Origin of the sequence: Dankookia sp. GCM10030260 (assembly GCF_042666655.1) — a bacterium.
GTDB lineage: Bacteria > Pseudomonadota > Alphaproteobacteria > Acetobacterales > Acetobacteraceae > Paracraurococcus.
This window is the reverse complement of record NZ_JBHTDE010000003.1, coordinates 255,364-275,136: the sequence shown is the minus strand read 5'-3', so window position 1 is coordinate 275,136 and position 19,773 is coordinate 255,364. Positions and strand designations below refer to the sequence as shown.

Sequence of the window (19,773 nt, the reverse complement as noted above, 5' to 3'; positions counted from 1 at the left end):
TCCCGTCCAGTTCGGCGGCGAGTGTCGGCCCGGCGCCGGGCCGCTGTCCACCGCCCAGCCGCCTCACACTGGCCGCCTCACACTGGCCGCCTCACCCTGGCCGCCAGGCCCGGTGGTAGGGGTGGTTCGCGCGGATCGCCTGCACCCGGTACCATTGTTCCGCCAGCAGCCCGCGCACCAGGAAATGCGGCCAGGTCAGCGGGCCGAGCGAGAGAAGGTGGTCGGCGCGCGCCAGCACCGCCGGGTCCAGCCCCTCCGCCCCGCCGATGGCGAAGGCCAGCGGCCGGGCGGTCGCCTCCCAGCGCTCGGCCAGGCCGGCCAGGGCCTCGCTGGTCGGCGCCTTGCCGCCGAGGTCCATGGCGACCAGCAGCGCGCCCTCCGGCAGGGCGGCGAGCAGGGCGGCACCTTCGCGCCGCCGCACCTCGGCGGCGCTGCCGCGCGCCTCGGGCAGTTCCATCACCGCCAGGGGCGGGCGCAGCCGGGCGTTGTAGTGCTCGAACAGCGCCGCTTCCGGCCCCGGCCTGAGCCGGCCGATGGCCAGCAGGCGGGGGGGCTTCAGCTTGCCCTCCCGCCGGGATCGTCCGGGCGGCGCAAGCTCAGGCCTCGGTGGGGCCTTCCGGGGCCGGGCTCTCCGGGCCCCACATCCGTTCCAGCCCGTAGGTGACGCGCGCCTCCGGCCGGAACAGGTGGATCAGCAGGTCGCCGGCATCGATCAGCACCCAGTCGGGGGAGGCCTCGATCTTGTTCCGCCGCACCTTCATCCCGGCCTTCTCCAGCGCGTCCTCGAGATGCGCCGCCATGGCCTGGAGCTGCCGCTCCACCTGGCCGGTGGCGAGGATCATCCGGTCGGTGACGTCGGACCGCCCGGTGACGTCGAGCACGAGGATCTCCTCGGCCTTGTCGTCCTCCAGGCTGGCGCGGACGACGGCGACCAGCTCCTCCAGCCGGTCGGGCGCCAGCTTCACCTTGCGCGGGCGCTTCGGCGCGGCGTCGGGGCCGGCGGCGACCTGGCGCTTGCCGAGGGTCGCCGGCTCGGCCTTGGCCTTCGGCGCCGGCTTCGGCCTGGCCGTTGGGGTGGCGCGCACCTGGGCGGGACCGGGAACGACCGGCTTCCGCGCCTTGGGGCGGGGGGCCGGGGCGCCGGCCAGGGCGCGGGTCGGCTTCGGCCGCTTGCTCGCCGGCTTGCCGGCGGCGGGCTTGGCCGAGCGCGGCCGCTCGGGGGCGGCCGGGCGCTCGGCGCGCGGTGCGGCGCTGCGCGACGGGCCGGCGGCGGTGCGCGCCGGCGGGCGCGCCGAACGCGGACGCTCGGCGCCTTCCGGGCGCTCGGCGCTGCGCGAAGGGCCGGCGGCACCCCGCGGCGAACGCGGGGTCGCGGACGCCGCCGACCGGTCGGGGCGCTTCGGCGGCCTGCCGTCCGCATGACGCGGCGCGGCCGGCTTGGCCGCGGCCGGGCGCTCGGCGCGCGGGGCGGCGCCGCCGCGGGTCCCCGGCTTGGCGCCGCGGGCGCGATCGCCGCCGGGCTGCCGCTCCGGCCGCGGCACCGGCTTCGCGGCCAGCCGCTTCGGCGCGCGGGAGGGCGCTTCCGCCGCCTCGGGGCGCGCGGCGGCCGGCCGGGTCGAACGCGGCTTGGACGCGGATGGCTTGGACGGGCCGGTCATCGACCGGCTCCGCGGGGTGGACTTGCCCCCCTCGGGGGCCTTCGGGGTGCGCGCGATCTGCGCCTCCTGTTATCGATGGCCGTTGCCGGCCGAAGCTTACACGAAACCCTCGCCCCGTGCCGCACGGATGGCGGTGGCGCTGGCCGGATGTTCCCGCGCCGGCAGCAGGCACCAGGGCGCATGCGCCGGCACGGGGCCAGCCAACAGCGCCCCGGGGCGCCGCCGGTGCCGCGCCAGGGCGCGCGCCGCCTGGCCATGCAGGGCTGGCCGCGTCTCCCCCGGCCGCGGCACGACCGCGATCGGGGTGGTCCGGGCGATCCGCCGCCAGCGCTTCCAGCGGGGCAATTGGCTGAGGTTGTCCGCCCCCACCACCAGCACGAAGCGGGCCCGGGGGAAGCGCCGGCGCAGCCGCGCCAGCGTGTCGTCGGTGTAGCGGGTGCCGAGGCGTGCCTCGATATCCGTCGCCACCATGCGGCGCCCTAGGGCGATTGCGCGGGCGCTGTCCAGTCTTTCCGCGAAGGGCGCCATGCCGCGGCGCGGCTTCAGCGGGTTGCCGGGGGAGACCAGCAGCCAGACCTGGTCCAGGCCGAGCTGCCGCCGCGCCACCTCCGCCACGTGGCGGTGGCCGGCATGGCCTGGGTTGAAGCTGCCGCCGAGCAGGCCGATCCGCACCCGGCGGTCGTCGCCCCAGACGCCCGGATTGGGGCCGCCCCGACCGGGGCGGCTGGGCGGGGGTTTCAGCGGCGGCTCACGGGACGCTTGCGCCGACGATGGGCGGCCGGACCTTCCTGGCGCATCCTGGTGTCCCTCAGGGCCGGGTCTGCCCGGTCCCGATCACATGGTAGCGGTAGGTGCAGAGCTGCTCCAACCCCACCGGCCCGCGCGCGTGCAGCCGGCCGGTGGCGATGCCGATCTCGGCGCCGAAGCCGAATTCGCCGCCGTCGCAGAACTGGGTGGAGGCGTTCCACATCCCCACCGCGCTGTCGAGGCCATCGAGGAACCGCTGCGCCGCCGCGGCATCGTCGGTCACGATCGCCTCGGTATGCTCCGAGCCATGCCGGCGGATATGGGCCAGGGCGGCATCGACGCCGTCCACCACGGCGACCGACAGCACCTGATCCAGCCATTCGGTGGAGAAATCCTCAGGCGAGGCCGCCGGCAGCGCCGGGCAGATGTCGCGCGCCCGGGCATCGGCGCGGAAGCCGCAGCCCAGCGCCGCCAGGTCGGCCACCAGCACCGGCAGCAGCGCAGGCGCGATGGCGGCATCGATCAGCAGCGTCTCGGTCGCGCCGCAGACGCCGGTGCGGCGCATCTTGGCGTTCGCCAGGATCTCCCGCGCCATGGCCGGGTCGGCGGCGGCGTGGATGTAGGTGTGGCAGAGCCCCTCGGCATGGGCGAGGACCGGGACCCGGGCCTCCTCCAGCACCCGGGTCACCAGCCCCTTGCCGCCGCGCGGGATGATGAGGTCGATCAGCCCCGCCGCGCGCAGCATGGCGCCGACGAAGGCGCGGTCGGCGGTGGGGGCGACCTGCACCGCTTGCTCCGGCAGGCCGGCCGCGCGCAGGCCATCCACCATGCAGGCATGGATCGCGGCGGCGCTGCGGGTGCTTTCCGACCCGCCGCGCAGGATCACCGCGTTGCCGGATTTCAGGCAGAGGGCGGCGGCATCGGCGGTGACGTTCGGCCGGCTCTCGAAGATCATCCCGATGACGCCGAGCGGCTGGGCGACGCGGCGGAAGCGGAGCCCGTTCGGCCTTTCCCATTCCGCCAGCACCCGGCCCACGGGGTCGGGCAGGGCGGCGACCTCCTCCAGCCCCTGGGCCATCGCCTCGATCCGGGCGGGGGTCAGGGTCAGGCGGTCCTTGAAGGCGGCGCTGAGGCCCGGGGCGCCGGCGACATCGGCCTCGTTCGCCGCCAGGATCTCGGCCGCCCGGGCGCGCAGCGCGGCGGCGGCGGCCAGCAGCGCCGCATCCTTGGCCGGTCGCGGCGCGCGCGCGAGGTCTGCCGCAGCGGCGCGGGCGGCGCGGGCGGCGGTCTCGAGCAGGCGGGCGGGTTCAGCGGCGATGGCGTTCATGGCGGGGCTCCAGGACCCCGAGCCATAGCCGGTTTCCGCCGGCCCGGCCAAGCCGGGCCGCAGGGCGGGCCTGCGCCGGTGACATACCAGCTCCCTTGCCCCCGCCTTCCCTGGCGGCAATGATCGCCACCGGAAACGCCCATAGGTCCATGCAGCAGCAACTCGACGGCGCCATGCGGCGCAACCTCTTTCTCCTGGCCTGCTGCCAGGCGATCGGCCAGGCCGGCAACACCATGATGTTCGCCGCCACCGCCCTGTCGGTCGTCACCTTCTTCCCCGACCGCGAGCTGGCGACGCTGCCGATCACCCTGCAGCATCTCGGCGTCATGCTGTCGGTCTTCCCGGCCGGGCTGCTGATGCAGCGGATGGGGCGCGGCTTCGGCTTCCGGCTCGGCTCGGTCATGGGCATGGTCGGCGCCAGCGTCGTCGGGCTCGGCCTGCTGACCGGCATCTTCCTGCTGATGTGCCTGGGCGGGCTGATCCTGGGCTATGCGGTGGCCAGCCTGCAGATGTACCGCTTCGCCGCGGTGGAGCTCGCCCCGCCGGCCTACCGCGCGAAGGCGATCTCCTGGGTCACCGCCGGCGGCGTGGTCGCCGGGGTCATCGGCCCGTCCCTGGTGCGCATCACCCACGACCAGGTCGTGCCGCTCTACCTGGCGACCTATGGCGCCATGGTCGGCATCCACCTGACCGTCTTCACCATCATGTCCTTCATCCGCTTCCCGTCGATGGCGCCGCCGCCCGCCGTCGCCGGGGCCGCCGCCATCGCCCCGCCGCGGCCGCTGCGGGAGATCGCCGCGCAGCCGCGCTTCATCGTCGCCGTGGCCTCGGCCATGGCGGCCTTCGGGATGATGTCCTTCCTGATGAGCGCCTCGCCGCTGGCGATCGTCGCCTGCGGCCTGCCGCACACGGAAGCCCACTGGGTCATCTTCCTGCACGTGATGGGCATGTTCGTGCCGTCCTTCTTCACCGGCAACCTGATCACCCGCTACGGCACCACCAACATCATGATCGCCGGCATCCTCATCATGGGCGCCGGCATCGCCGCCGGGCTGGCCGGCGTGACGGACTGGCATTTCCGCATCGCCCTCACGCTCAACGGCTTCGGCTGGAATTTCCTGTTCGTCGGGGCGACCACCCTGGTCACCACCTGCTACCGGCCGAACGAGCGCGGCAAGACCCAGGCGCTGAACGACTTCCTGGTCTTCGGCACCACCGCCAGCGCCAGCTTCCTCGCCGGCTTCCTGCACGAACGGCAGGGCTGGTACCCGCTGAACTGGTACTCCTTCGGCCTGCTGGCGGTCGCGGTCCTGGCGGTGGGGTGGCTGCGGCTGCAAAAAAGGGCGGAGCCGGTGCCGGCCTGAGAAAGGCTGGGGAGGCAGTATCCTCCCCAGGCCCCACCTCTATCTTTGTGGGTTGGCACCCGCTGTGCGGCCAGCGCCGACTCACCGGACGATGACCCCATGACCGAAGCGCCCACGCCCTATGATCGCATCGGCGGGGAGGCCGGCGTCCGCCGCCTCACCAGCCGCTTCTACGCGCTGATGGATACGCTCCCCGAAGCCGCCGCCTGCCGCGCCATCCACCCGCCGAGCCTGGCGGGGTCCGAGGCGAAGCTGTTCGACTACCTCACCGGCTGGCTCGGCGGCCCGCCGGTCTACGTGCGGAAGCACGGCCACCCGATGCTGCGCCGCCGCCACCTGCACGCGCCGATCGCCGGGCCGGAGATCGAGGGCTGGCTGCTGTGCTTCCGCCAGGCCTGGGCCGAGACGGTGCAGGACGCGGCGCTGGGCGCGGCGGTGCTGCCGCAGGTCGAGCATCTGGCGCGGCACATGCGGAACCGCGAGGATGCCGCCTGGACGCCGCCCGAATAACCTCCCACCACGAAGGCCCCTACCCGCTGATGTTCTACGAACCCCGCAACGGCCACGGCCTGCCGCACGACCCCTTCAAGGCGATCGTCGCACCAAGGCCGATCGGCTGGATCTCCAGCCTCGACGCGCAGGGCCGCCCGAACCTGGCGCCCTACAGCTTCTTCAACGCGGTGCATTCCAGCCCGCCGATGCTGGCCTTCACGTCCGAATCCATGAAGCACAGCGCGGCCAATGCCATCGCCAGCGGCGAGTTCGTCTTCAACCTCTGCACCCGCCCGCTGTTCGACGCGATGAACGTCTCCTCCGGCGCCCTGGCCGAGGGCGAGAGCGAATTCGCCGCCGCCGGGCTGGAGGAGGCGCCCTGCCGCGTGGTGAAGGCGCCGCGCGTCGCCGCCGCGCCGGCGGCGCTGGAATGCAGGGTGGTGCATTCGATGCGGCTGCACGACGTGGACGGCGTGGCCTTGCAGGGCTGGATCATCATCGGCCAGGTCGTCGGCGTGCATATCGACGAGGCCTATCTCCGCGACGGCCGCTTCGACACCGCCGCGGCGCAGCCCCTGGCCCGCTGCGGCTACCGCGACTACGCCACGGTGACCGAGCTGTTCGAGGCGCTGCGCCCGACCGACGCCGGCGCCTACGCGGCGGGCCAGAAGGACCGCTGAGGCAGGAGAAGCCGGAGGCTGACCCCGGTACGGTGCCGCGCGGCGCCGTGCCGACCCAGGCGAATGGAGGTGGGTCCAGGGAGGATACCTCCTCCCTGGCCTTGCCTTATTCCTGGCCTGCCACGTGGTCCCGCCCGCGCGGATACTGCATCACCACCACCTCCAGCCCCGCCGCGCCGGCCGTCACCGCCAAGGGCGGCTCCGCCGGCCCGACGAAGGCGCAGGACAGCGCCGGCAGGGTGGCGCCATCCGCCGCCTGCAGGGCGCCCGCGGTCACCACCCAGAACTGGCCGTCGCCGCCCGCCGGGTCCGGCCCCTGCAGCGCCGCACCGGGCGGCAGGCGGTGGCGCCAGGCGCCGAGCCCGTCCGGCGTCCCGGCCAGCAGCGTCTCCGTCATCGGCTCCGCCGCCGGGGCGCCGGGCGGCGCGGCATCGGCCACCGCCGCGCGGAAGCGGCGCCGCACGCCGCGCAATTCCTCCCGCGCCGCCGGAAGGTACCGCGCGCCGCGGTCGTAGCCGTTGCGCAGCGTCAGGTAGTGCAGCCCGTCCGCGCCGGCGGTGATCGGGCCATAGGCGCTGTACGCGTTGCTGTAGTGCACCGCGATCGGCCGCACCGCATGGGTGCCGAGCGTCCCGCTGCCGGCGACGACGAGCTGGAACTGGTTGGCCTCGTGGAAATGGGCATCCACGACCGATCCCGCCGGCTGCTCCACCAGGAAGGCCATCGGGTAGACCGCCTCCGGCCCCGGCGGCGGCGCGGTGCCGGCCACGTAGCGGTTGGCGCCGATGAAGGTGGTCAGGTGGGCATGGACGCCGTTGGAGACGATGGCGCGGCGGCTGGCATGGGCGGCCTCGCCGGGTGCGAGCACGGGCATGGGCTACTCCCTTCCTTGGCGTGATGCGCGGGCCGCGTCAGGCGGCGACGGCGACGGGCGGCGCGAGCAGCCGGCCGAGCCCGGCCATGAAGGCGGCCGGCCCCGGCACCGACGCGCCGGTGGCGGCATGGCGGGCGAGGCAGTCGGCGATCTTCGCGTCCATCTCCGCCCGCGTCGCCGGCCGGGCCGGGGAGCCGGGGATCGCCGCGGCGCGGCCTTCGACCACATGGTTGCCGTAGCGCACCTCGAGCCGCGCCGCGCCGTGTTCCAGCCCCTGCGCGCCATCGGCGGGCACCGGCTCCTCGATGACGGTGACGCGCGCCATCCGGCCGCCGGCGCGGGCGACCGCGGCATCCTCGAAATCCGCCAGGCCCAGCCGGCCCTGCCAGAGCGCCGCGGCCACGGTGTACTCGGCGGAGAATTTCGCCTCCAGCCCGGTGCCCGGCAGGGTGCGGCGGAGCGGCTGCATCCCGCCGGCCGGGACATGCAGGGTCAGCGCGGCAGCGCCGGGCGGCGGCCCGCCCCATTGCGCCCGGGCGTCGAGCGCGGCGGCGATCAGCCGGTGCGTCGCATAGCAGCAGGGGTAGAGCTTGCGGGCGATGCTGCCCGGCCGCGCCTCCAGCGCCACCGTGGCGCCGCGGGCGGTGGCCTCGGCGTCGCCGCCGTAGAGGTCGAGGAAGCCGCCCGGCCCGAGGACATCGGCATCCGCGGTCACCCCGGCGGCGGCCAGCGTCGCCGCCCGCACCGCGGCCGCGGCGGCGAACCCCGCCTGGGCCGGCTTGGCCATGGCGCCGAAATTCCGCTGCAGCCCGCCCGACTGCGCCGCCGCGAGCGCCAGCGCATGCCGCGTCGAAGCGCGGTCGAGCCGCATGAGATGCGCCAGCGCCGCCGCCCCGGCCAAGGGCCCGATGGTCGAGGTCGCGTGCCAGCCGCGGCGGTAATGCGCGAAGCCCATCGCCCGGCCGAGCGCCGCATTCACCGCGATGCCCACCGCGAAGGCCGGTGCCAGCCGCGCCGCATCCAGGCCGCGTTCGGCCTGCACCGCCAGCAGGGCGGGCACGATGACGACGGAAGGATGCGTGGTGCTGTCGAGATGCACGTCGTCGTAGTCGAGCGCATGGCCCGCCGTGGCGGTGACCAGCGCGGCGTGCTCGGCGCTGGGTGCCATGCCGCCGTCCAGCAGCGGCACCGCGCCGCCGCGGAAGGCGCCGGCCACGGCGCGGGTCACCGGCTCGGCCCAGCCGGCATGGGCACAGGCCAGCGTGTCGGCGAAGGCCAGCAGGATGTCGTCCTGGTCCGCGGCGGACAGCGCGGGCGGCTGCGCGGCCAGGTCGCAGATGCGCTCCGTCAGGCCTGCGGCCATGGCTCGGACCCTTCCTCTTCCCCGGCCCCGACTATGTCGGCAGCGGCGGCCGGGGACAAGTCGGGCGACCGGCTTGGCGACGCGGCGGGCCGACCCTAGGCTGGCCGGCAAACGGGGAGGAACGCCGCATGCGGCCGGGTCGGAATGGATGGAGGCGCCGCAGCCTCGCGCTGGCCGCCGCGCTGCTGCTGGCAGCACCCGCGGCGCGGGCGCAATACCCCGGCCGCCCCGTCTCCCTCACCGTCTGCTTCCCGCCCGGCGCCAGCACGGATGCCATCGCCCGGCGGCTGGGGGAGAAGCTGGGCGCGGCGCTCGGCAAGCCTGTGGTGGTGGAGAACCGCGGCGGCGCCGGCGGCAACATCGCCGCCTCGGCGATCGCCAAGGCGGCGCCGGACGGGCACAGCCTGCTGTTCTGCGCCACCTCCGGCCTGGTCATCGCCGCGGCGGCGCAGCGGCCGCTGGACTTCGACCCGGAGCGGGACCTGGTGCCGGTCTCGCCGGTCGGCGCGCTGACCGTGCTGCTGCTGACCCGGCCCTCGCTGGGGGTGGATTCGGTGCAGGGGCTGCTGGCCAGGGCGCGGGCCGCGCCCGGCACGCTGAACTTCGCCAGCATCGGCGTCGGCTCCTCCTTCCATTTGGCGCTGGAACAGATCAACGCCGCGGCCGGCGTCAGCATGACGCATATCCCCTTCCGCGGCGGCGGCCAGGCGGTGCCGGAACTGCTGGCCGGGCGGCTGGACGCCATGTTCGCCTCCTGGTCCCTGGCGCAGGCGCATGTGCTGGGCGGCACCCTGCGGCCGCTGGCCGTCGCCGCGCCGACCCGCTTCGCCACCCTGCCGGAGGTGCCGACCCTGGCGGAATCCGGGCTGGGCAGCGTGTGGCTGGAGGAAGGGCTCGGCGTCTTCGCCCCGGCCGGCACGCCACCCGCCATCATCGCCCGGCTGAACGAGGAGATCGGCCGCATCATCGCCGAACCCGCCATGCGCGACTGGCTGATCGGCCAGGGCGTGCCGCCGGCGCCGGAATCGCCGGAGCAATTCCGCGCCCGGCAGCAGGCGGGCGCCGCGGTGCTGCGGGAGGTGATCGGCCGGCTGAACCTGACGCTGGAGTGACGCGGGGGGACGGCATCGTCGCCGATCAAAGGGACGAGCACGGTCTCGGCATGGTCGACCGGCGGGCGTTCCGCCGCGCCGATCGGCTGGGTGCCGGGCCACGGCGGCGTGCGTTCGACACTGGACGCGGCACCGCCGTGGCCCTTTGTTTCAGGATCGGATTTACGCGTCCGGGCGCGCGCGCCCTCCCGCGATCCGCTCTACGCGCGGCCCGCGCCGCGCCGCCTCAGGCCGCCGCATCGGCATGGGCGTCGCGCAGGATCTCCCGCAGCTCGGGCACGCAGGAGCCGCAATTGGTGCCGGCGCTGAGCGCCGCGCCGATCTCGGCGACGGAAGTCAGCCGGCGGTCGAGGATCGCCGCGCGGATGCTGGCGAGGCCGACGCCGAAGCAGGCGCAGACGTTGCGTCCGGTGGGCTCCGTGGCCAGCGCGCGGCCGGCGAGCAGCCCGGGCCGCGCGGCCTCCGCCACGATGCCGTCCAGCAGCGCGGCCAGCGCGGCGCCGGCGGGCAGGCTGGCGCGGCTGCCCTCGCGCAGCAGGAAGAGGCAGGAGTCGACGCGCCCATCGACCAGCGTGGCGAAGCGCCAGGCGCCGCGGCCGGGATCGGCGATGTGGATCCGCTCGGCCCCGGCGGGGGCGGCGAGCAGGCGGTCGACCAGCGGCGCGATCTCGGCCGGCAGCGGCGCGGCGCCGGTGAGTTCCAGCACATGGCCGGCCGCGACCGGGGCGCGCGACCAGTGCAGGCCGGGCTCCGCCGGGCGCAGGGCACGGCGGTGCAGCAGCAGGCCGCGCCAGCGCACCGGCAGCGCCTCGGCCCGCAGCGGCGTCGCCTTGAGCTCGGGCTGGCCGGAGACGGGGTCGACCGCGGCGCCGACCAGCCGGTCGATCGGGCCGGCGGAGGTGAAGGCGTCGGTCCAGTGCATCGGCACGAAGACCTCGCCCGTCCGCTGGCCGGCATCGGTGGCGACGCGCAGCACGCACTCCCCGTGCGGCGAGGCCAGCCGCACCAGCCCGCCCGGCTCGGCGCCGAGCCGCGCCGCATCGGCGGGGGCGAGGACGGCGGCGGGCACCGGCGCGTGGTCCGACAGCCGCGGCACCAGGCCGGTGCGGGTCATGGTGTGCCATTGGTCGCGCAGGCGCCCGGTGTTCAGCAGCAGCGGGAATGCGGCGTCCGGCGCGGCGGCGAGGCCGCGGAACGGCGTCGGCACCAGGCGCGCGCGGCCATCCGGCGTGGGGAAGCCGCCCGCGGCGAAGAGCCGGCCGCCTTCCTGCGCGGCACCCGCCGGCAGCGGCCAGCGGAAGGGCGCGAGCAACTCGTAGCCGGCCTCGTCCAGCGCGGCCATGGCGCCGATGTCGAAGGTCCGGGTGCCGCCATTCTCGAAGGCCGAGAGCGCGGCATGCTCGCGGAAGACCGCGGCCGGGCTTTCCCAGGCGAAGTGCTCGGCCCAGCCCATGCGGCGGCCGACCTCCGCCAGCATCCACCAGTCGGCGCGGGCCTCGCCCGGTGCGGCGCGGAAGGGCCGCTGGCGGGAGATGCGGCGTTCGGAGTTGGTGACGGTGCCGGACTTCTCGCCCCAGCCGGCGGCCGGCAGGACCACGTCGGCATGGCGCGTCGTGTCCGTCTCCCAGCAGTCGGCGACGACGACGAAGGGGCAGGCCGCCAAGGCCTCCCGCACCCGTCCGGCGCGCGGCAGGCTGTCGGCCGGGTTGGTCGCCATGATCCAGACGGCCTTGACCCGGCCGTCGCGCACCGCCTCGAACAGCTCGACCGCCTTCAGGCCGGGCTGGGTCGCCAGGTTCGGCGCATTCCAGAAGCGGCGGACGCGGTCGAGGGCGCCCGGCGTGTCGAAGCGCATGTGGGCTGCAAGCTGGTTGGCCAGGCCGCCGACCTCCCGCCCGCCCATGGCGTTCGGCTGGCCGGTGATGCTGAAGGGCCCCATGCCGGGGCGGCCGATGCGGCCGGTGGCCAGGTGGCAGTTGAGGATGGCGTTGACCTTGTCGGTTCCCGCCGCGGATTGGTTCACGCCCTGGCTGTAGACGGTGACGGTCCGTTCGGTCGCGGCGAACAGCGCGTAGAAGCGGGCGATGTCCTCGGGCGCGAGGCCGCACAGCGCGGCGACGCGTTCCAGGGTCGGCGCCGTCCCGCGCGCCGCGGCGAGCGCGGCCTCCAGCCCGGTCGCATGCGCCGCGACCCAGGCCTGGTCGATGCGGCCGATGCCGGCCAGATGCGCGAGCAGCCCGGCGAAGAGCGCGACATCCGAGCCCGGCGCGAGCGCCAGGTGCAGGTCGGCGCCGGAGGAGGTCGCGGTGCCGCGCGGGTCGATGACCACGATCTTCGTGCCGCGCTCGCCGCGCGCCGCCTGCAGCCTTCCATGCAGCACCGGGTGGCACCAGGCGAGGTTGCTGCCGACCAGGACGACGAGGTCGGCTTCCTCCAGGTCCTCGTAGACGCCGGGCACCACGTCGGCGCCGAAGGCGCGGGTGTGGCCGGCGACGGACGACGCCATGCAGAGGCGCGAGTTGGTGTCGATGTTGCCGCTGCCGATGAAGCCCTTCATCAGCTTGTTGGCGACGTAGTAGTCCTCCGTCAGGCATTGGCCGGAGACGTAGAAGGCGACCGAATCCGGGCCGTGCGCGGCGATGGTGGCGCGGAAGCGCGCGGCGACCAGGTCGAGTGCCGTATCCCAGGATGCGCGTTCGCCGCCCACCATCGGGTGCAGCAGCCGCCCGGCGTCGTCCAGCGTCTCGCCCAGCGCCGCGCCCTTCACGCACAAGCGGCCCCTGTTGGCCGGATGCGCCGGGTCGCCGCGCAGGGTGCCGTCCGGCCGGGCCAACACCCCGCAGCCGACGCCGCAATAGGGGCAGGTGGTCCGGACGGCCTCCGTCATGATGCGGCGCCCGGGATGGACAGCAGCACGCGGCCGTCCTCGAGCTTCACCGCGAAGCGCCGGGCGCAGCCGATATCGGGCGCCGCGGCCTCGCCGCTCTGCAGGTCGATGACCCAGTTGTGCAGCGGGCAGGTCACGGCATGGCCATGCACGATGCCCTGGCTGAGCTTGCCGCCCTTGTGCGGGCAGCTGTCCTCCACCGCGAAGACGCTGTCGTCGAGCGCACGGAAGACCGCGACGTCGCCGACCGCGGTGGCGACGACGCGCGCGCCCTGGCGCGGGATGTCGCCAAGCCGGCCGATGACGGTCCAGCGGGATGCCTGGGTCATGCCGTCCATCCCGGTCACTCCGCCGGAACCAGGGTCTTGAAGGGCGCGGCCAGTTCGCCGCCGGCGGCGCGCTCGGCCCAGGGATCGACCTGCGCGAAGGTCTGGGCGTGGAGGAATTTCGCGTGCAGCGCGCGGCGGCCCTCGGCGTCCTCGACGATCCGCGCCTTCACGTAGGCGATCCCGACGCGCTCCACCCAGGGGGCGGTGCGTTCGAGGTAGCGCGCCTCCTCCCGGTAGAGCTGCAGGAAGGCGCCGCAGTATTCCAGCACCTCCGCCTCGGTCTCCACCTTGCACAGCTTGTCGGTGGCGCGGACATGGATGCCGCCGTTGCCGCCGACCGACAGCTCCCAGCCGCTGTCCACCGCGACGACGCCGAAATCCTTGATGGTGGCCTCGGCGCAGTTGCGCGGGCAGCCGGAGACCGCGAGCTTGACCTTGTGCGGGTGCCAGGACCCCCAGGTCATCTTCTCCAGCTTCACGCCCATCGCCGTGCTGTCCTGCGTGCCGAAGCGGCACCAGGTGGACCCCACGCAGGTCTTCACCGTCCGCAGCCCCTTGGCATAGGCGTGGCCCGAGACCATCCCGGCGGCGTTGAGGTCGCGCCACACCGCCGGCAAATCCTCCCGCTTCACGCCGAACAGGTCGATGCGCTGGCCGCCGGTGACCTTCACCTCGCGCACGTCGTACTTGTCCGCCACGTCGGCCAGGGCGCGGAGTTCCTTCGCCGAGGTCAGCCCGCCCCACATGCGCGGGACGACGGAATAGGTGCCGTCCTTCTGGATGTTGGCGTGCATGCGCTCGTTGACGAAGCGGGACTGCGCGTCGTCCACGTAGTCGCCCGGCCAGGCGCAGAGCAGGTAGTAGTTCAGCGCCGGGCGGCAGGAGGCGCAGCCCTCCGGCTTCTCCCAGCCGAGGCGCTGCATCGCCGCGGGGATCGACCTGATCTCCTGCTCGACGATCGCCTTGCGGACGAAGTCGTGGCCGTGGCTGGTGCACTTGCACATCGGCTTCTCGCCGGCCGCCTTCCGGAACCCGTCGCCGAGGGCGATCGCCAGCAGCGATTCCACCTGCGGGGTGCAGGAGCCGCAGGAGGCGCTGGCCTTGGTATGCGCCCGCACCGCGTCGAGCGTCGCCAGTCCCTTGCCGGCGATCGCCGCGGCGATCGTCCCCTTGCAGACCCCGTTGCAGCCGCAGATCTCGGCGCTGTCGGCCAGTGCCGCGACCGCGGCGTGCGGGTCGGGCGCCGCGGCGCCGAGCGAGGCCAGCGCCACTGCGCGGCCGAGGATGAGGGTGTCGCGCATGGCGGAGATGTCCGCCGCCTCGCGCAGCAGCTGGAAGTACCAGCCGCCATCGGCGACGTCGCCGTACATGACGGCGCCGACCACCTTGTTCTCCCGCAGCACCAGCTTGCGATAGACGCCGCGGGCGGCGTCGGCGAAGGTGATCTCCTCGTCGGCCTCGTCCGCCGCGTTCAGCGCGCCGGCCGAGAAGACGTCGATGCCGGTGATCTTCAGCCGCGTCGACAGCGCGGGCGTCACGTAGGCCGCGTCCTCGTCGCCGGCGAGCTGCGCGGCGCAGACCTTCGCCTGTTCCCAGATCGGCGCGACCAGGCCGAAGACCGCGCCGCGGTGCTCGATGCACTCGCCGACGGCGAAGACGTTGGGGTCCTCGCTGGTCCGCATGCCGTCGTCGACGACGATGCCGCGGTTGACCTCGAGGCCCATGGCGCGGCCGATATCGATGTTCGGCCGGATGCCGATGGCGACGACGACGAGGTCGGCCTCGATCTCGCGGCCATCGGCCAGCTTCACGCCGGTGGCGCGGTCGGTGCCGGTGATCTGCTCGGTCTGGCCGTTGGTGAAGAAGGCGATGCCGCGCCGGTCGAGGTCGCGCTGCAGCAGGGTGCCTGCGGCGACGTCGAGTTGCCGCTCCATCAAGGTCGGCATCAGGTGGACCAGCGCCACCGACATCCCGCGCCGCTTCAGGCCCCAGGCGGCTTCCAGCCCGAGCAAGCCGCCGCCGATGACGCAGGCGCGCCTGTGGGTCGCGGCGGCGGCCAGCATCTGCTCGACATCGTTGATGTCGCGGAAGGCGCAGGTCCCGGGCAGGCCGAGGCCGGGGATCGGCGGCGCCAGCGGCTTCGATCCCGTCGCCAGCAGCAGCCGGTCGTAGCCGACGGTGATGCCGGACGCGGAGGTGACCGTGCGTTCCAGCCGGTCCACGCCGACGGCCGGGTCGCCGGCGATCAGCCGGATGTCGTTCTCCGCGTACCATGCGCGGCTGTTGATGACGATCTGCTCGAGCGTCTTCTCGCCGGCCAGCACCGAGGACAGCGCGATGCGGTCATAGTTCGGATGCGGCTCGGCGCCGAAGACGGTGATCTCGTAGCGCTGCGGCGCGCGCTTCAGCAGTTCCTCGACCGTGCGCATGCCGGCCATGCCGTTGCCGATCACGACCAGGCGCTGACGCTGGGGGGACATCATGTTCATGGGGATGATTCTTCGGCGTCAGATGCGCATGGCGGCGACGGCGGCGCCCCGGGCGGCGCGCCCGGTCAGGGCGACGGCAGCGGGTGCGGCGATGCGGTCGGGCAGCGGCCCGGCCTTCGGGAAGCCCTGGTACACGGTGGAGGTCTCCGCGGAGCGCATCTCCGCGCGCGGGCCGCCTTTGGCCCGCAGGTCCTGCACTGGGAGGGCACGGGGCCGTCCCGCGGCTTGGCCCCACCCGCCATTGGGGGGAACCAGGGCCGGTATCCTGGGAGCGGGGCTGGCCCGCCGGCTCCGGCACCGGATGGATAGCAGGCTGCCCAGGCCAGGATCAATGCCGCTTTTCTGGCCTATTCAGGCCATCTTGAACTTTGTGCCTAAAAAATGCACCGAACCGCTCATAAAACGGGCTTCCTGCCCGCGAAAAGCCCGCGCTCAGTCGTCCGCCAGCACGAACAGCAGCAGCAGGGTCTTCTGCAGCAGGTTCTGGTTGTCGTCCGAGACCAGCGCCACCAACGTCCGGCCACCCACCCGAACCGCGCTGACGCCCTCGAAATTGTCCACCGGCAGCGGTGCCGCGATGCGCAGGATCTCCTCGCCTTCCAGCACCGTCCCCGGCCCGGCCGCGTGCAGCGCCGCGGCGGGGATGCGCATCAGGCGGCCACCGAAGCCGCCGAACAGGGAAAAGCTTCGCTCCAGCACCAGCGCGCCGCCATCCGGCAGCGGCGCGGCATCCGACGGGCTCAGCCCCTCGCCCGGCCGGTAGGCCAGCGGCATCCATTCGCCCGCCGCGCCGCGGAGCCAGGCGCGCACCACGCCCGGCTGGTCGTGCACGCTCATCGCCTCGGTGATCGCCAGCAGGCGGCCATCGGCCAGCGCGGCGAGCGCTTCCAGCCCGCCATTGCCGCCCGCCTTCTCCAGCCCCGGCGGCGCCGGGACATAGCGGCCCGGCCCGTCCAGCCGCTGGTAGGCGCGGATGCGGTGCCAGCGCTCGAAGCCCACCAGCCAGGTACCGTCGGGCAGCCGGGCCAGGGATTCGGCATCGCCGCCGAAGCCGCGCGGCAAGGGCTGCCCGGCGCCGTCGCCGAGCGGGCCGGTTCGCAGCCCGGCGAGGCCGGTCGGCCGGCCGTCCCGCAGCACGATCCGCGCGGTCATCCAATTCGCCAGGTCGCTGATCGCGGTGACCTGGAGGTCGGCATCCAGATGCAGCGCGGACAGGCCGCCGAAGCCCAGCGCCTCGTCGTCGAGCTGCAGGCCGCCGAGCAGTTCCAGCCGGCCGCCGGGCGGCAGCGGGCCGAGTGCCAGGGGCTTGGCCGGCATCCCCTGGGCGAAGCCGCCCTGGGCGCAGGCGGTGGCGGCCAGCGCGCCGAAGCCGGCCGCCAGCACCGACCGGCGGCGCCAGCGGCCGCCGGGAAAGGTCACCATGGCAGGGTCAGGCGACGAGCGCGGCGCGTTCCGTGGCGGCCCGCTGCCAGGCTTCGGCGGCGTCCTCGTCGAACAATTCGGCCAGCTTCTTCATCATGGTCCCGCCAAGCTCCTCGGCGTCCACGATGGTCACGGCCCGCCGGTAGTAGCGGGTAACATCATGACCGATGCCGATGGCAATCAATTCGACGTCCCCGCGGCCCTCAATCTCGCCGATCACCTTGCGCAGGTGGCGTTCCAGGTAGTTGCCCGGGTTCACCGACAGGGTGCTGTCATCGACCGGCGCGCCGTCCGAGATCACCATCAGGATGCGGCGGTGCTCGGGGCGGTTGCGGATGCGCTTGTAGGCCCATTCCAGCGCCTCGCCGTCGATGTTCTCCTTCAGCAGGCCTTCCCGCAGCATCAGCCCGAGGTTCTTGCGGGCGCGGCGCCAGGGCGCGTCGGCCGCCTTGTAGACCACGTGGCGCAGGTCGTTCAGCCGGCCCGGGTTGCGCGGCTTGCCGTCCTGCACCCATTTCTCGCGCGATTGGCCGCCCTTCCAGGCGCGGGTGGTGAAGCCGAGGATCTCGGTCTTCACCGCGCAGCGCTCCAGCGTCCGGGCCAGGATGTCGGAGCACATGGCGGCGACCGTGATCGGCCGGCCGCGCATCGAGCCCGAATTGTCGATCAGCAGGCTCACCACGGTGTCGCGGAAATCGGCCTCGCGTTCCCGCTTGTAGGTCAGCGCCAGCAGCGGGTTGGCGATGATGCGGGACAGCCGGGCGGCGTCCAGCGTGCCTTCCTCGAGGTCGAATTCCCAGGCGCGCTGCTGCTGCGCCAGCAGCCGGCGCTGCAAGCGGTTGGCCAGCTTGGAGACGACGCCCTGCAGGTGGGACAGCTGCTGGTCGAGCTGCTGGCGCAGCCGCCCCAGCTCCTCCGGGTCGCAGAGCTCGTCGGCCTCGACGATCTCGTCATGCGCGGTGGTGAAGGGGTGGTAGCGGCTGGCATCGTCGGTCTGCGGCACCTCGCGGCGCTGCTGCGGGCCGCCCGGCTTGTCGTCGCCCTCGGCGGCGGCGCCTTCCTCCTCCGCCTCCTCGACCTCCTCGTCGGAGGCCTCGCCCTGCATGGTCTCGGGCTGGGCGCCCAGCATGCTCTCCTGGTCCTGCGCCTGGGCCTCGCCCTCGCCGGACTGGTCCTGCTGGCTGGACTGCTCGCCGCTCTCCTCGCCGTCCTCCTGGTCCTCGGATTCCGCCTCGACCTCGGCCTCGGCCAAATCGAGTGCGGTGAGCAGCTTGCGGGCGGCGCGGCCGAAGGCGTCCTGGTCGTCGGTGGTGCCGGCCATCTCGGCCAGGGCGGTGTCGGCCTGCTCGCCGATCGTGTCGCGCCACAGGTCGAGCACGCGGCGGGCGGCCTCGGGGGCCGGCTCGCCCGAGATGCGTTCGCGGGCGAGGAGGGACAGCGCCGCCGGCAGCGGCAGCTGGTCCTTCCGCGTCATGCGGTCATAGCCCTCGGTCTCGCACTGGTCGGTCAGCCGGGCGCGCAGGTTGGCGGCGACGCCGGCCATGTGCTTGCTGCCCACGGCCTCGACCCGGACGTCCTCGAGCGCGTCGAAGACCTCCTTGGCCTCCCGGCGTTGGGGCAGGCGGGCGCTGTGCACCGTCTCCGAATGGTGCCGGATGCGAAGTGCCGCGGCATCCGCCGCGCCGCGCAGCTTGGCCATCTCGGTCGCCGGCAGGGCGCGGGTCGGCAGCGGCAGCCGCACCCGCTTGCCGGAGACGCCGCCCGGGCCGGGCTGGAAGGCGACCTGCACCTCGGCATTCGCATGCGCGATGGCGCGCAGCGTGCCGGCGGTGGCGCGCTTGAATTCTTCCTGGCGGGTCAGGTCTTGCTTGGACATTGTCTCGTAAGCCCTGGGGTCTCGTCAGCCCTGGTGGCGCATGCCGGGAAGGGTGGCCGGCGACGCGCCGTCGCGCGCGCGCCATGGCGGGGGCGGGATGCCCGGGCCGCGCCCGGGCATCCCGCGACCTCAGCCCGCCTTCTTCAGCGAGGTGCCCATCGGCAGGTCCTCGTTGAAGCAGCGCTGGTAGTATTCGGCCACCGTGCTGCGCTCCGCCTCGTCGCACTTGTTGAGGAAGGTCAGGCGGAAGGCGAAGCCGACATCGCCGAAGATCTTGGCGTTCTCGGCCCAGGTGATGACGGTGCGCGGCGACATGACCGTGGAGATGTCGCCGGCGATGAAGCCGGCGCGGGTCAGGTCGGCCAGCGCGACCATGGCTTCCACCCGCTTCTTCTGCTTCGGGTCGCTGCCGTCCGAGCCCATCTTCGCCAGGACGATCGAGGTTTCCTGCGCATGCGGCAGGTAGTTCAGCGTGGCGACCACCGACCAGCGGTCCATCTGGCCCTGGTTGATCTGCTGCGTGCCGTGATAGAGCCCGGTCGTGTCGCCCAGGCCCACCGTGTTCGCCGTGGCGAACAGCCGGAACATCGGGTGCGGCCGGATCACCTTGTTCTGGTCGAGCAGGGTGAGCTTGCCCTCGACCTCCAGCACCCGCTGGATGACGAACATCACGTCCGGGCGGCCGGCGTCGTATTCGTCGAAGACCAGCGCGCAGGGGTGCTGCAGCGCCCAGGGCAGGATGCCCTCGCGAAACTCCGTCACCTGCTTGCCGTCCTTCAGGACTATCGCATCCTTGCCGATCAGGTCGATGCGGCTGATGTGGCTGTCCAGGTTCACCCGGATGCAGGGCCAGTTCAGCCGGGCCGCCACCTGCTCGATATGGGTGGACTTGCCCGTGCCGTGGTAGCCCTGGATCATCACCCGGCGATTGTTGGTGAAGCCGGCCAGGATCGCCAGCGTCGTCTCGCGGTCGAATTTGTAGGTGTGGTCCACCTCCGGCACGTGTTCCGTGCGCAGGGAGAAGGCGGGCACCTGCAGGTCGATGTCGAGGCCGAAGGCCTCGCGCGCGCTGACGGTGATGTCGGGGGTGTTGATCGCCGAAGTTGGACGGATTTCGGCGAGGGTGGCGACCTTGTTCATCGGCATCCGCTCA

At 73.7% G+C, this 19,773-nt stretch carries 17 protein-coding genes; 4 read left to right on the top strand and 13 right to left on the bottom strand.

Annotated features, from left to right (window positions below; translation table 11 throughout):
* Nucleotides 1-91 precede the first annotated feature (91 nt).
* From ACFQS7_RS12800 to ACFQS7_RS12785, 4 genes are all read right to left on the bottom strand, one after another.
* The gene (locus ACFQS7_RS12800) at nucleotides 92-535 is read right to left on the bottom strand and encodes a 23S rRNA (pseudouridine(1915)-N(3))-methyltransferase RlmH (protein ID WP_380068015.1); all 444 of its coding nucleotides are present in this window, start codon (nucleotides 533-535) and stop codon (nucleotides 92-94) included.
* A 61-nt stretch (nucleotides 536-596) separates the two neighbouring features.
* Nucleotides 597-1,658: a ribosome silencing factor gene (gene rsfS, locus ACFQS7_RS12795; RefSeq protein ID WP_380067463.1), complete on the bottom strand. Its 1,062-nt coding sequence runs from the start codon at nucleotides 1,656-1,658 to the stop codon at nucleotides 597-599.
* 96 nt (nucleotides 1,659-1,754) lie between these two features.
* Entirely contained in the window at nucleotides 1,755-2,399 is a 645-nt protein-coding gene (locus ACFQS7_RS12790) for a nicotinate-nucleotide adenylyltransferase (protein WP_380068014.1), read from the bottom strand.
* Between the two features lie 67 nt (nucleotides 2,400-2,466).
* The gene (locus ACFQS7_RS12785) at nucleotides 2,467-3,732 is read right to left on the bottom strand and encodes a glutamate-5-semialdehyde dehydrogenase (protein WP_380067462.1); all 1,266 of its coding nucleotides are present in this window, start codon (nucleotides 3,730-3,732) and stop codon (nucleotides 2,467-2,469) included.
* Between the two features lie 149 nt (nucleotides 3,733-3,881).
* Between ACFQS7_RS12785 and ACFQS7_RS12780 the strand changes: the two genes are divergently transcribed.
* The 3 genes from ACFQS7_RS12780 to ACFQS7_RS12770 all read left to right on the top strand — a co-directional run bounded on the left by ACFQS7_RS12780 (nucleotide 3,882) and on the right by ACFQS7_RS12770 (nucleotide 6,268).
* Nucleotides 3,882-5,096, top strand: a complete 1,215-nt coding sequence (locus ACFQS7_RS12780; RefSeq protein ID WP_380067461.1) for an MFS transporter — start codon at nucleotides 3,882-3,884, stop codon at nucleotides 5,094-5,096.
* 99 nt (nucleotides 5,097-5,195) lie between these two features.
* On the top strand, nucleotides 5,196-5,606 hold the full coding sequence (locus ACFQS7_RS12775; RefSeq protein WP_380067460.1) for a group II truncated hemoglobin: 411 nt from the start codon (nucleotides 5,196-5,198) through the stop codon (nucleotides 5,604-5,606).
* Nucleotides 5,607-5,635: 29 nt separating this feature from the next.
* Complete coding sequence (locus tag ACFQS7_RS12770) at nucleotides 5,636-6,268, top strand: flavin reductase family protein (protein ID WP_380067459.1); 633 nt, start codon at nucleotides 5,636-5,638, stop codon at nucleotides 6,266-6,268.
* Between the two features lie 106 nt (nucleotides 6,269-6,374).
* Here ACFQS7_RS12770 and ACFQS7_RS12765 read toward each other — a convergent pair whose 3' ends face one another.
* Both ACFQS7_RS12765 and ACFQS7_RS12760 read right to left on the bottom strand, forming a co-directional pair.
* Complete coding sequence (locus ACFQS7_RS12765) at nucleotides 6,375-7,142, bottom strand: hypothetical protein (protein ID WP_380067458.1); 768 nt, start codon at nucleotides 7,140-7,142, stop codon at nucleotides 6,375-6,377.
* A gap of 37 nt (nucleotides 7,143-7,179) precedes the next feature.
* Nucleotides 7,180-8,505, bottom strand: coding sequence for an MmgE/PrpD family protein (locus ACFQS7_RS12760; protein ID WP_380067457.1), 1,326 nt, complete (start codon nucleotides 8,503-8,505; stop codon nucleotides 7,180-7,182).
* Nucleotides 8,506-8,633: 128 nt separating this feature from the next.
* Between ACFQS7_RS12760 and ACFQS7_RS12755 the strand changes: the two genes are divergently transcribed.
* Nucleotides 8,634-9,617 carry a Bug family tripartite tricarboxylate transporter substrate binding protein gene (locus tag ACFQS7_RS12755; protein ID WP_380067456.1) on the top strand — a complete coding sequence of 328 codons (984 nt, stop codon included), beginning with the start codon at nucleotides 8,634-8,636 and terminating at the stop codon, nucleotides 9,615-9,617.
* A gap of 226 nt (nucleotides 9,618-9,843) precedes the next feature.
* On the opposite strand, the gene ACFQS7_RS12750 is transcribed toward ACFQS7_RS12755, so the two are convergent.
* From ACFQS7_RS12750 to cobS, 7 genes are all read right to left on the bottom strand, one after another.
* Nucleotides 9,844-12,504 (bottom strand): molybdopterin-dependent oxidoreductase, encoded by a 2,661-nt coding sequence (locus tag ACFQS7_RS12750; protein WP_380067455.1) that lies wholly within the window; start codon nucleotides 12,502-12,504, stop codon nucleotides 9,844-9,846.
* Nucleotides 12,501-12,833 carry a nitrite reductase small subunit NirD gene (nirD, locus tag ACFQS7_RS12745; protein ID WP_380067454.1) on the bottom strand — a complete coding sequence of 111 codons (333 nt, stop codon included), beginning with the start codon at nucleotides 12,831-12,833 and terminating at the stop codon, nucleotides 12,501-12,503. The genes ACFQS7_RS12750 and nirD overlap by 4 nt, the downstream gene beginning before the upstream one ends.
* A 14-nt stretch (nucleotides 12,834-12,847) precedes the next feature.
* Complete coding sequence (gene nirB / locus ACFQS7_RS12740) at nucleotides 12,848-15,322, bottom strand: nitrite reductase large subunit NirB (RefSeq protein WP_380067453.1); 2,475 nt, start codon at nucleotides 15,320-15,322, stop codon at nucleotides 12,848-12,850.
* Between the two features lie 18 nt (nucleotides 15,323-15,340).
* Nucleotides 15,341-15,481: a hypothetical protein gene (locus ACFQS7_RS12735; RefSeq protein WP_380067452.1), complete on the bottom strand. Its 141-nt coding sequence runs from the start codon at nucleotides 15,479-15,481 to the stop codon at nucleotides 15,341-15,343.
* Nucleotides 15,482-15,754: 273 nt separating this feature from the next.
* Nucleotides 15,755-16,744 carry an esterase-like activity of phytase family protein gene (locus ACFQS7_RS12730; RefSeq protein WP_380067451.1) on the bottom strand — a complete coding sequence of 330 codons (990 nt, stop codon included), beginning with the start codon at nucleotides 16,742-16,744 and terminating at the stop codon, nucleotides 15,755-15,757.
* A gap of 7 nt (nucleotides 16,745-16,751) precedes the next feature.
* Nucleotides 16,752-18,620: a cobaltochelatase subunit CobT gene (gene cobT / locus ACFQS7_RS12725; RefSeq protein ID WP_380067450.1), complete on the bottom strand. Its 1,869-nt coding sequence runs from the start codon at nucleotides 18,618-18,620 to the stop codon at nucleotides 16,752-16,754.
* A 129-nt stretch (nucleotides 18,621-18,749) separates the two neighbouring features.
* A complete protein-coding gene (cobS, locus tag ACFQS7_RS12720) occupies nucleotides 18,750-19,760 on the bottom strand; it encodes a cobaltochelatase subunit CobS (RefSeq protein WP_380067449.1) in 1,011 nt (336 codons plus the stop codon).
* Nucleotides 19,761-19,773: the final 13 nt, after the last annotated feature.